Origin of the sequence: Halopelagius fulvigenes (genome assembly GCF_042662625.1) — an archaeon.
In the GTDB taxonomy this organism is placed as follows: Archaea; Halobacteriota; Halobacteria; order Halobacteriales; family Haloferacaceae; genus Halopelagius; species Halopelagius fulvigenes.
On sequence record NZ_JBHSXH010000009.1, the window covers coordinates 64,978 to 76,434 of the forward strand.

The 11,457-nt window shown below is 68.0% G+C and carries 9 protein-coding genes; 2 read left to right on the plus strand and 7 right to left on the minus strand.

Going from position 1 to position 11,457, the window contains the following annotated elements; genetic code table 11:
* The first annotated feature begins 39 nt into the window (after positions 1-39).
* Positions 40-330, plus strand: coding sequence for a hypothetical protein (locus ACFQEV_RS02575; protein ID WP_379692415.1), 291 nt, complete (start codon positions 40-42; stop codon positions 328-330).
* 9 nt (positions 331-339) lie between these two features.
* Here ACFQEV_RS02575 and ACFQEV_RS02580 read toward each other — a convergent pair whose 3' ends face one another.
* Positions 340-684: a hypothetical protein gene (locus ACFQEV_RS02580; protein ID WP_379692417.1), complete on the minus strand. Its 345-nt coding sequence runs from the start codon at positions 682-684 to the stop codon at positions 340-342.
* 182 nt (positions 685-866) lie between these two features.
* Positions 867-4,208 carry a PAS domain S-box protein gene (locus ACFQEV_RS02585; RefSeq protein WP_379692419.1) on the minus strand — a complete coding sequence of 1,114 codons (3,342 nt, stop codon included), beginning with the start codon at positions 4,206-4,208 and terminating at the stop codon, positions 867-869.
* Positions 4,209-4,473: 265 nt separating this feature from the next.
* Here ACFQEV_RS02585 and ACFQEV_RS02590 point away from each other — a divergent pair, with 265 nt between their 5' ends.
* On the plus strand, positions 4,474-6,282 hold the full coding sequence (locus tag ACFQEV_RS02590) for an SLC13 family permease (protein ID WP_379694508.1): 1,809 nt from the start codon (positions 4,474-4,476) through the stop codon (positions 6,280-6,282).
* A gap of 40 nt (positions 6,283-6,322) precedes the next feature.
* Here ACFQEV_RS02590 and ACFQEV_RS02595 read toward each other — a convergent pair whose 3' ends face one another.
* The 5 genes from ACFQEV_RS02595 to ACFQEV_RS02615 all read right to left on the minus strand — a co-directional run.
* On the minus strand, positions 6,323-7,606 hold the full coding sequence (locus tag ACFQEV_RS02595; RefSeq protein ID WP_379692420.1) for an MBL fold metallo-hydrolase: 1,284 nt from the start codon (positions 7,604-7,606) through the stop codon (positions 6,323-6,325).
* Positions 7,607-7,681: 75 nt separating this feature from the next.
* Entirely contained in the window at positions 7,682-7,993 is a 312-nt protein-coding gene (locus tag ACFQEV_RS02600) for a HalOD1 output domain-containing protein (RefSeq protein WP_379692422.1), read from the minus strand.
* A gap of 175 nt (positions 7,994-8,168) precedes the next feature.
* Positions 8,169-9,344, minus strand: a complete 1,176-nt coding sequence (locus tag ACFQEV_RS02605) for a Cdc6/Cdc18 family protein (protein ID WP_379692423.1) — start codon at positions 9,342-9,344, stop codon at positions 8,169-8,171.
* An 82-nt stretch (positions 9,345-9,426) separates the two neighbouring features.
* Positions 9,427-10,470 carry a DUF7973 family transport facilitator gene (locus ACFQEV_RS02610; RefSeq protein ID WP_379692425.1) on the minus strand — a complete coding sequence of 348 codons (1,044 nt, stop codon included), beginning with the start codon at positions 10,468-10,470 and terminating at the stop codon, positions 9,427-9,429.
* A 2-nt stretch (positions 10,471-10,472) separates the two neighbouring features.
* A partial coding sequence (locus ACFQEV_RS02615; RefSeq protein WP_379692427.1) for an FGGY family carbohydrate kinase occupies positions 10,473-11,457 on the minus strand: 985 nt, incomplete at its 5' end.

Here is an 11,457-nt window from a genome sequence, read left to right on the forward strand (position 1 = left end):
CGGCGACCATTCTTGTCGCTCGGTCCCCAAGCGCCGGCCGTGCCGGAGTCCCCGCCCCCTCTCGACCCCGAGGAACTGGCGACCGAACTCGAACGGGCGTTCGGCGGCAGCGAACGCGAACGGAGCGTCGTCGCTCGGCAGGCGCGCGACCTCGCAGAGTCGGGAAAACCGGAAGCCGACAGGGGCGAACCCCTCACCGTCGCGGAGGTGGTCCGCCAGATGGGCGACGCGCCCGAGGGGTCCGGCGTCGCCGACCGATGGAACTGGTGGTTGGGGTCGCTCGAAATCGCCTACGGCGGCTACCGCGAGTTCCAGGTGACGCGCTTCTGACCCGCGCGTCTACTCCGAACGGCCGTCGAGGCGGGCGAGGATGTCCTCGGTCAGCGCCTTTGCCGCCTCGACGTGGTCGTTCGCCGCCTCGCTCTCCGTCGATTCGACGTTCGACAGCAACTCCTCGACGTGTTCGATGCGCGACCGGACGACGGTCAGCGACACGTCGGCGTCGCCCGCCCGCGAGGGGTGTCCCGCGAGCCACAGCGAGGCAACGTCGGAGGCGACGGCCTCCGCCTCGCCGAGGTACGCGCTCTCGGGCCGTTCGACCGGTAGCTCCGCCGTCGATTCGAGGTGGTCCGACAGGTCGGCCACGAGCTCGCGAATCGGGGCGCGGTTCCTGTCCGGGCTCATACCACTCCGTCCGGGGCGGAGACGGATGAGTCCTCCGCGTGTCTCGCGGCGCGCGCCCCGCCCGCAGGAACTGCGCTGCGGGGTGGGCTTCCCGCTCCCCTTTTTCTCTCCGCTCTCGCCTACTCGTCGGGTGCGGTCGTTCGCGACCCGACCACCGCGCCGCCTCCCGAACGCCGGGCGGACTACTCTCGGACGTCCGGCAACCGACAGGAGAACGTCGCCCCCTCGCCGGGTTCCGACTCGACCCAGATCTCGCCGCCGTGTCGCTCGACGATGCGCCGGCAGAGCGCGAGTCCGATGCCGGTCCCGGGCCGTTCCTCGTGGCTGTGCAGCCGTTGGAACACCTCGAAGATGCGGTCCTGACCGTCGGGGTCGATGCCGATTCCCTCGTCGCGCACGGAGACGACCCAACTTTCGCCGTCGCGCTCGGCGGTGATTTCGACGTTCGGCGGCTCGCCGCCGCTGTACTCGATGGCGTTGCTCAGGAGGTTCTGGAACAGCTGCCGCAGCTGGCTGGCGTCGCCCTCGACGGTGGGGAGTCGCTCGGACTCGACGTCGGCGTCGCTCTCCGCTATCTGCATCTGGAGGTCCTCGCGGACGTCGCCGAGAACGTCGTTCAGGTCCACCGGCCGGAAGGAGTTCCCCCGCGTCTCGATGCGCGAGTACGTGAGCAGGCCGTCGATCATCTCGCGCATCCGCTCTGCGCCGTCGACGGCGAACCCGATGAACTCCTCGCCGTCCTCGTCGAGTTCGTCGGCGTACCGCCGTTCTATCAGCTTGAGGTAGCTCGTGACCATCCGGAGCGGTTCCTGCAGGTCGTGGGAGGCGACGTAGGCGAACTGCTCTAAGCGCTCGTTGGACTCCTCGAGCTTCCGGCGGTACTCCTTCCGTTCGGTGACGTCCTGGAGCATCAGCATGCCCGCGTACACCTCGTCGTCGGCGTTCCGGACGGGGAGCGTGTGCGCCAACAGCGACCTGCCGTGACGCTCTATCTCGAACGTCCGCGATTCGCCGTCGAAGACGGCGCGGAAGTGCGGTTCGACCTCCTCGATCAACTCCTCGGGGTAGCGCTCGACGATGGTCGCTCCGACCACCTCCTCGGGGGATATTCCGAGTTCGGTCAGCATCTCGCCGCCGGCGACGGTGTAGGTCAGGTCCTCGTCGAACAGCCCGACCGCTCCGTTCGGGAAGTGCTCGACGAGCGTTCGGTACCGGCGTTCGCTCTCCTCTAAGGCGCGCTCTCGGGCCTTCCGTTCGGTGATGTCGCGCGCGACGCCGATGCGCTCGTGGCTGTCGCCCGGAAGCAGCGCGAACGTCGCCTCCGCGGGGACGCGGCGTCCGTCCGCCGTCCGCAACACCCCCTCCAGCACCGGTTCGCTGACGTCTCCCTCTCTCAACGCCGCCTCCATCTCCGCCGCGCGTTCGGCGGTGTCGTCCGCGACGACCAACGAGACGTTCGAGCCGAGCAGTTCGTCCCGAGCGTAGCCGGTCATCTTCGCGTACGCGTCGTTGACCATCGTGAATCGCGAGTCGGCGTCCACCGCGTAGATGCCGTCTTCGACGGTTTCGACTATCGTCTCGTACTTCTCCAACTCTCGCTCGCGTTCGACGCGTTCGGAGACGTCTCGAACCACCCCGCACCGGCCGTACGTGTCGCCGTCCGGGAAGGGGGCGATGCGACTCTCCGCGGGGAACGCCTCGCCCGAGCTCGTCCGCAGGTCGAGTTCGATCTTCGGGAGCGTCCGCTCGCCGTCCAACACGTCCTCCACCAACCACTCGGCCCGCCTCGTCACCGCCTCGTCGTGGACTATCGCCGCGGGTTCCCCGAGAAGCTCCTCGCGGTCGTAGCCGACCATCTCGCAGAACGCGTCGTTGACCATGATGAACCGCGAGTCGGCGTCCACCGCGTAGATGCCGTCGCCGACGGTTTCCACGATGGCCTCGTACTGCTCCAGCGTCCGTTCGCGCTTCTTCTGTTCGGTCACGTCGCGGAAGTACACCGAGATGCCCGTCTCGGAGGGGTAGAGATTCGCCTCGACCCAGAAGTCCAGCGTGTCGTAGTACAGCTCGTAGCTGGTCGCCTCCTGCGACCGCCTCGCCGTCTCGAAGGCGTCCCAGACGTCGTCGATTTCGGCGGCGGAGGGGAACACGTCCCAGAGGTACTTGCCCAGCAGTTCCTCCTCGGAGTGTTGGAGCAGTTCCTCGGCGCGTTCGTTGACGTGCGTGAAGCGCAGCTCCTCGTCTACGGCGTAGAACGCGTCGGAGATTCGGCTGAGGATGCGCTGGAGTTCGCTCTGCAGTTCCAGTTCCCGGTTGTGCTGTTCGGTCGTATCGCGCGTGACCTTCAGGTACCCGCGGTGGGTGCCGTCGTCGTCACGAACCGCCGTGAGGGTCACGTTCGCCCAGAACCGGCTCCCGTCCTTCCTGACGCGCCACCCCTCCTCTTCGATCACCCCCTCCTCGGTCGCCCGTTCGAGGTTCCGGTCGGGGACGCCCGCCGCCCTGTCCTCCTCGGTGTAAAACGCCGAGAAGTGCTCTCCGACTATCTCCTCGGAGGTGTAGCCTTTGATTCTCTCCGCGCCCTCGTTCCAACTTGCGACCCGTCCTTCGGGGTCCAGACGGAGGATAGCGTACTCCTCGACGGCGCAGACCAGCGACTGAAACTGCGCCTCGGTCTCCCTGCGGGCGTCCTCGGACTCCGTTCGGTCCGTGATGTCGTAGTACAGCTCGATTCGACCCCCCGCGTACCGTCCGGCGTCTATCGGCTTGCTGTAGTGTTCGAGCCACCGTTCCTCGCGTTCCTCGCCCTCGGTGACCCGGAACTCGAACTGCTCGATGTAGCTGTTGTCCTCGTACGTCGCCCGGATGTTCTCCTCGAACCGCTCGGAGTCAGCGACCCGTTCCTTCACCGTCTCCCGGATGACCTCCCGCTTGTCGCGCCCGATCACTTCGTCCCGGTTGAGGCCGAAGTACTCCTCCGCGGTCTCGTCGGCCCACGCGACTTCGAACTCGTCGTCGAGGACGAACACGCCGATGTCCGCCTCGTCGAGGACGGTGCTGATGGACTCGTACGACGCCCGCGACGGGTCGCGCGCCTCCGCCTGCCGGTTCGCCTCCGAGCGGTCGCGGACGACGCCGACGCTCCCTCGGAACCCGCCGTCTTCGAGGAGCGGGCTGACCCGGAGTTCGCAGGGAACCGTGCCGCCGTCGGCGGTTCGGACGTCCAACTCGAAGGGGACGGTTTCGCGGCTCCCCGACTCGACTCGGCGCGCGACTTCGCGCTCTACCCGTTCGGCGCCGTCGTCCGTCAGGAGGACGGAGACGCGTTCGCCGAGGAGTTCCTCCCGAGCGTACCCGGTCGTCTCGACGAGTTCGTCGCTCACCGCGAGGAACCGTCCCTCGGCGTCGAGGTGATAGATGCCGTCGTCGAGCGTATCGAAGAGCGTCTGATACCGCCGGAGTGCCACCTCGTCGTCGGCATCTCCCCAGAATGCCCCTTCGGTGGCATCCGATTTGGTACTCATTACTCCGTAGAAGCCCTTAACCGAGTTAAACTGCTCGTCGCCCCCAAATCTCCCGTCGCGCGGTGCCGTCTGAGGCGACGCGCAGTCGCTTCCGCACCCGGGTCGGGCGCGGACGAACCCTCCGACCGCCTCGCGCGACGCGCCGCGGCGGAGACGGATACCGTTCCTTTTTCCCTCGGAAGCGTCTCTTCTCGGTATGTCTTTCTCCGCGGCTTCTCTGGCCGTTCAGAGCGTGGCTTCGGCTTCGGCTTCGGTGACGGCCGAGATGCTCGTCGTCTTCGCGCTCATCCTCCTCGCTCTCGTCCTGTTCGCGACGGAGTGGTTCCCCATCGACGTGACGGCCATCCTCATGATGGTCCTGCTGATGGTTCTCGAACCGTGGACGCAGATATCCCCGCAGGAGGGGATCTCCGGGTTCGCCAACCCGGCCACGATAACCGTGCTGGCCATGCTCATCCTGAGCACGGGCATCAACCGGACCGGCATCGTCCAGCTCATCGGCCGGAAGATGGCCGCGTTCGCCGGGACCAGTCGGCGCAAGCAGCTCGCCGCGACCGTCGGCGTCACCGGCCCCGTCTCGGGGTTCATCAACAACACGCCGGTCGTCGCCATCCTCGTGCCGGTCATCTCGGACCTCGCACACGAGGGGGAGACGTCGCCGTCGAAGCTGCTCATGCCGCTGTCGTTCGCCTCGATGCTCGGGGGGACGCTGACGCTCATCGGCACCTCGACGAACATCCTCGCGAGCGACATCGCCGCCCAACTTGGCGCGGAGTCGCCCGAGCTCGGCCTCTCGGCGTTCGGGATGTTCGAGTTCACCAAACTCGGCGTCATCGTCTTCGCCGTCGGCGCGCTCTATCTGATGACGGTCGGCGTCCGGCTGATTCCCGAGCGGATTCCGGCCGACGAGGACTTAGTCGAGGAGTACGCCCTGCAGGCGTACCTCGCCGACGTCGTCGTCCCCGCGAACTCGTCGTTCACCGGGCAGACCGTCGAGGAGGCGTTCGGCGACGACGACCTCGACATCGACGCCCTCCAGTTGGTCCGCTACGGGGAGCGCTTCGACGAACCGCTCGCCCGCAAGGAGATTCACGAGAACGACACGCTCCGCCTCAGGACGAACCGGGACACGCTCGAACGCATCGTGGACGCGGAGGGACTCACGTTCGCGGGCGGACCGCAGAACGAAGAGGACCTGCACTCCGACGAGGAGGAACCCGTCCTCGTCGAAGTCGTCGTCCCGTCGGGGTCGTTCCTCGTCGGCGAGACGCTCGCCAGTTCGACCTTCCGGCAGCGGTACGACGCGAACGTCCTCGCCTTCCGCTCCCGCGGCGAAGTCGTCCGCGACCGGTTCGAGGACATCCGCATCCGGGTCGGCGACACGCTCTTGGTGCAGGCCCCGCCGGACAGCCTCACCCGCCTCGTCCAGAACGAGGACTTCATCGTCGCCCACGAGTTCGACGACGTGAACTACCGGACGGAGAAGATTCCGTTCGCCGTCGCCATCATCGCCGGCGTCGTCGCGCTCCCGGCGCTGAACGTCCTCCCGATAGTCGTCTCGGCGCTCGCGGGGGTGGTCGCGATGGTCTTCACCGGCGTCTTGGAACCGAACGAGCTGTACTCCTCCGTCGAGTGGAACGTCATCTTCCTGCTCGCGGGCGTCATCCCCCTCGGCATCGCCCTCCAGCAGACGGGGGCCGCCGCGCTTCTCGGCACCGCCGTCGCCTCGACGGCGGCGTTCCTGCCGGCGCTCGGCGTCCTCTGGGTGTTCTATCTGGCGACCGGCCTGCTGACGAGCGTCATCAGCAACAACGCCAGCGTCGTGCTGATGATTCCGGTCGCCGCCAACGCCGCGCAGTCCATCGGAGCCAACGCGTTCGCGTTCGTCCTCGCGGTGACGTTCGCCGCCTCGACGGCGTTCATGACGCCCGTCGGCTACCAGACGAACCTCTTCGTCTACGGCCCCGGCGGCTACACGTTCTCGGACTTCCTCCGCGTCGGCGCGCCGCTACAACTGTTGTTGTCGTTCGTCACGGTCCTCGGAATCGCGTTCTTCTGGGGCGTCGGCGCGTGAGCCCCGAGTACGCCGGTGGGTACGTCGGGTCGGACGACGCCTACACCGTCACCGCGTCGCCGATATCCGGCGCGGAGGCGTCGAATCCGTCCGCTCGGAGTTCCTCGGCGAACGCCGCACAGCGGTCGCCGTGGTTCACGAGGACGCGACTGCCGCGGTAGGAGTCGAGCAGGCTCAGCAGGCCACCTCTGTCAGCGTGCGCGGAGAAGTCGTACCACTCCACCTGCGCGCTGACGGGCATCACGCGCCCGTCGAGTTCCGCCCGCCCCGACTCCAGCAGTTCGCGCCCGGGCGTCCCCTCGACCTGATACCCCGTGAGCGCGACTTTGTTCGTCGGATTCGACCGTATCGCCGGCACGTAGGTCATCGCCGGCCCGCCCGAGAGCATCCCGCTGGTCGTCACGATGACCGTGTTCTGCGCGGCGATGCGTCTCCGCTGTCCGTCCCGGCCGGTGACGAAGCGGGCGTTCGACTTCGCGCGCCGGAGTGCCTCGGCGTCCCGGACGAACTCGGGGTACTGCCGGAGCATCCGCGTGACTCGCTTGCCCATCCCGTCCACGTAGCAGTCGATGTCGTTGGCCTCGCAGACCAGAAGCATCTCTTGGGTCCGCCCGATGGCGAACGCGGGCACGACGACGGTACCGCCGTCCCACACCGTCGTCTCGACGCTCTCGACGAACCGCCGTTCGATTCTCCGGCGTGGGTCGTGTTCCACGTCCGAGTAGGTGCTCTCGCAGATGACCGCGTCGGCGTCGGGACGCGCGGCGGACGCCGACACCAACCGCTGGTCGTCGGTGTGGAAGTCGGCGGTGTAGAACAGGCGCGTCTCGCCGTCGTCCACGAGGACGTGGGCGCTTCCGGGGATGTGGCCGGCGTTGTAGAACGTCACCTCGTGGCCCGCCGCCTCGAACGTCTCGCGGTAGCCGTGCGTCTCCGACACCTGCGTGACGCGCTTTACCTCCGTCTCGGTGAACGGGCAGTTGTAGCTTCCGCCGCGTCGCCTCCGGCCCCGCGAGCCTCCGGCCGCTCCGCTCCCGGAGACGCCGTGCAGTTTCAGCGTGTCGCGCGCGAGCGTCAGCGCCAGTTCGCGCGTCGGCGGCGTCCAGTGTATCGGCGGCCGCCGGTCGCCCGACAGGAGCGCGGGAATCGACCCGACGTGGTCGAGGTGGCCGTGGCTGACGACGACGGCCTCCGGGTCGGGCGCGCCGACCGGGAACTGCGGCGGGTTGCCGGTCAGCATCCCGTAGTCGAGGAGGAGGCGGTCGTTCACGAGGATGGCGCTCCGACCCACCTCGCGCGCGCCGCCGAGAAACCGAATGTCCATTACCGGCACGTAGTCAGGCGCGCCGTTTGGACTCGTCGCTTCCGGTCGGGCGTCAGCGGCGGGGGGAACGGGGGACTACTCGCGCCGACCGAAGGGGTCCGCTCCGACGACGTCGATGTCTCCCCGACCGGTGACCGTGACCCGCGCGCCCTCGTAGCGGAAGGTGACCATCGCACCGTCGAGAGCCCCGTCCCCGACGGTCGAGAACAGGGCGTTCAACGCGTCGGCGTCGATGTGTTCGGCCAACGGCCGCAGTTCGAGGGGGTCGACGCCGTGGAACGCCGCGACGGCCTCGACGACGCGGAGGCTGACCGGGTCGGTCCGCGAGAAGTACCGGACTGCGTCTTCGTCGGTCGGCCGTCCGCCGGATGATGAGTGTGACGACATGAGTGTACTGAACGGAACCCACCCGTCCGGCGCGCCCCGTCGGGAGTCGCGTTCGCGCGGAACTCGACCGTTCGAGAACCGCTCGGCGGGCGTGTTCGACCGTTCTATTCGGACGACTCGCTGGCTAACGGTATAACGATTCGCGTCAATAAATTATCCACTCCGCGGGTAGTGGTCAGTTCGACGCCCGCCGCTCGACGGTCGTCAGGCGTTGGAACGCCCGCGTCGGGAAGCGCGGTTCGACCCTGCTCGGCGGCCGGCCGGCCCCGTTCGACTCGTCGGCTTGGACGCGCGCCACCACGTCCTCTTCGGCGAGTTCGTACAGGTAGCGCCGGATGGTGCTCGCGGAGAGCGACGACCGGCGGGCCAGTGCGTCCGCCGTCTTCTGCACCGACGAGCGCTCGGACTCGTCGAGTTCGAGCAGGTAGCACAGCACCTCCTGTCTGTTCTCCGCGAGTGCGAGGACGCGCCCGAGCGACACGCAGGGGCGCGGCACCGAGTCCATGCCGGCCCGGAGGTGGCTCTCCTCGATGACGGTCGCCCCGTCGTCGAGTGCGGCGTCCACGGTGCCGAGAAGCGCCGCGAGGGAGTCGTGGGCGTTGCCCTCCGCCCACGTCGCCAGCGTGCGAATCTGACCGTGCGTCACCGCGTCGCGCGCCAACCCCGCGGTGATCCGACTGGTGAGGATGTCCGTCACCTCGGCGCGGTGGTAGCGCGGCACTTCGACCGTCGGCGCGTCGGACACCGCCTCCGGGGCCGCCTCGGGGCGCGCCCGTCCGACGGCCACCACCGACACGTCGCGGGACCACTCGTCGCGTTCGCGCGCCAACCACTCCAGAAGCGCCGGGTCGCCCTCGTCCACGTGGTCGAGTGCGACGACGAGCGACTGCGTCCGGAGGTACTGTCGAATCCGCTCGCGCAGTTCGTCGGTGGAGAGTCCCCGCCGGGGGACGGACTCCTCGGTCGATTCGTCGAGCAGTCGGTGGTAGAACTCGAACTCGCTGGTCGCCGTCCGGACGTCCACGTACGCGAACGTGGTGCCGGACTCGCTACCGCTCCGCGTCGTCGTCTGGATGGTGCTCGTCGGCGAGGAGAGGTGCCGAGAGAGGTGGTGAAACAGGGCGGTCACGACGGCGGACTTCCCGCACCCCGAGGGGCCGTGGACGTACACGTCGTCCGGCGTCTCGCCGTCGAAGACGGGGTCGAGACGGTCCAGCAGTCGCTCGATTGTCGCCCCGCGGCCCACCGGACTCTCCGGGTGCCACACGGGGCTCAGCGCGCTCTCGTCGACGAGTAATCGCCGTCGTTCCCCCCGACGTTTCCGCTGGAGGATTCGGTCTTCGATGTTCATTCAGTCGAATCGGGTTCCGACCAACCGTCGCTCACGTTGGCGGTGCTAAGGTATCGTCGCTAATAAATTTGCGAGGGAGCGGCTACATTCCCAGCGTCGCGACCCACGAACTGCTGGGGAAGACGCCGATGGCGTACATCACGAACACGAGGAACGTGCCGAAGACGATGGCCGCGGCGGGCGGGTCCCAGTGGGTGTCGCCGTGCGCGTAGAAGACGCGCTGGAACAACTCGCCGAACAGCCCGGACACCAGACCGAACGCGCCGGCCACGAGAAGCGCGACGGCGAGCGACCCCTCCGCGCCCCCGTTCGTCATGGCGAGCGCCGCCGTCCCGGCGGGCAGCGTCATGTGGTGGGTGACGGGAATCCGCTCGACGCCGAGGTTCAAGAACAGCAGCGACGCCGCGCTGATACCGAACGCGAGGAACGCGCTGCCGGTCACCATGGCGACGTACCCGCCGAAGATACCGGCGACAGCGCCCATGGCCGCGACGTTACCCCACTTGTACTGGTGGGGGAGCCACGGTTCGACCGCCAGACGGGTCTCCTCGCCGCCGTCGGCCACCGCGCCGCCCGAGGGCGACGCGCCGTCGGCAGTGCGGAGTTCTTCGCGCTCGAACGGCGTCATGTCGAGGAGGCCCTTCCCGCGCACCTTCCCGATGACGTCGTAGCCGAGGATGAGTCGGTGGAACAGCGCCGAGAGCACGACGCCCATGGCGATGTGGTCGTACGGCATGTTGAACGTGGCCGAAATCACCGTCAGCCAGTAGCCGAGGATGCCGAACAGGCCGCCGACCGCCAGCACGTCGGGTTTCGTCCCGAGTGCGAACGCGATGTCCTTGGCGTTGTGGTAGTCGAAGCCCGACTGCATGTAGCCGCGCTTGGCGGCGTACGCCGCGGCGGCCGCGCCGCCCGCGAAGCTGATGGCTGGCGAGAACGGCGCGCCGAACGCGACGGAACCTGTGATGGCTCCGGCGTCGGCGTTGGCGATGCTCGCCGCCTCGCCGGCGATGACCATGAAGCCGGTGAAGACGAACGCCGGAAGCGCGCCGAGCGCGGCCCCGAACGCCCCGCCCGCGAAGGCGGCGATGAGCATCTCTATCGACCAGAGTTCGGCGAGCGCCACGCTCACTCACCTCCGTCGCGCGCCCAGTCGAGCGACCGTTCGACCGCGTCCTTCCAGCGACCGTAGCGCTGTTCGACGTCGCCGGGGCTCTTCGGTTGGAACTCGCTATCTATCTGCCAGTTGTCGCGGAGTTCGTCCACCGTCTCCCAGTAGCCGACGGCCAGGCCCGCGGCGTACGCCGACCCCAGCGCCGTCGTCTCGTCGACGACCGGACGGGCGATGTCGGTGCCGACGATGTTCGCCTGTAGCTGACAGAGGAAGTTGTTCTTCACCGCGCCGCCGTCGACGCGGAGCGTCGTCAGTTCGATGCCCGAGTCGGACTCCATCGCCTCGGCCACGTCGCGCGTCTGGAACGCGATGGACTCCAATACCGCGCGGACGACGTGCTCGCGGCGGGTGCCGCGCGTCATGCCGACGATGGTGCCGCGGGCGCGCTGGTCCCAGTGGGGCGCGCCGAGCCCGGTGAACGCCGGGACGAAGTAGACGCCGTCCGTCGAATCGACCGACCGAGCGAGTTCCTCGGTCTCGGCGGCGTCCTCGATGAGCGTCATGTCTTCGAGCCACTCGATGGCCGCGCCCGTGATGAAGATGGAACCTTCGAGGGCGTACTTCACGGGTTCGCCAGAGCGCTGGAAGCCGACGGTCGTCAGTAGACCGTGCTCGCTCTCGACGGCCTCGTCGCCGGTGTTCATCAGCATGAACGACCCCGTGCCGTAGGTGTTCTTCGCGTCGCCCTCGTCGAAACAGGTCTGGCCGAACAGCGCCGCCTGCTGGTCGCCGAGTGCGCCCGCGACGGGAACTTCCGCGCCGAGGAAGCCGTCGGCGTCCGTCGTTCCGTAGTGGTTCTCGTCGGAGGAGGGACGCACCTCGGGAAGGGTCGCCTCGGGGACGCCGAACTCATCTAAGAGTTCTTCGTCCCAGTCCATCTCGTGGATGTTGAACAGCATCGTCCGCGAGGCGTTCGTCACGTCCGTGATGTGGTTCCCC

Bases quoted from the DNA above. Each gene is read 5' to 3' on its own strand.
- ACFQEV_RS02600 (WP_379692422.1), bottom strand. From the start codon at position 7,993: ATGTCGTCACACTCATCATCCGGCGGACGGCCGACCGACGAAGACGCA.
- ACFQEV_RS02590 (WP_379694508.1), top strand. From the start codon at position 4,474: ATGCTCGTCGTCTTCGCGCTCATCCTCCTCGCTCTCGTCCTGTTCGCG.
- ACFQEV_RS02595 (WP_379692420.1), bottom strand. From the start codon at position 7,606: ATGGACATTCGGTTTCTCGGCGGCGCGCGCGAGGTGGGTCGGAGCGCC.
- ACFQEV_RS02585 (WP_379692419.1), bottom strand. From the start codon at position 4,208: ATGAGTACCAAATCGGATGCCACCGAAGGGGCATTCTGGGGAGATGCC.
- ACFQEV_RS02605 (WP_379692423.1), bottom strand. From the start codon at position 9,344: ATGAACATCGAAGACCGAATCCTCCAGCGGAAACGTCGGGGGGAACGA.
- ACFQEV_RS02580 (WP_379692417.1), bottom strand. From the start codon at position 684: ATGAGCCCGGACAGGAACCGCGCCCCGATTCGCGAGCTCGTGGCCGAC.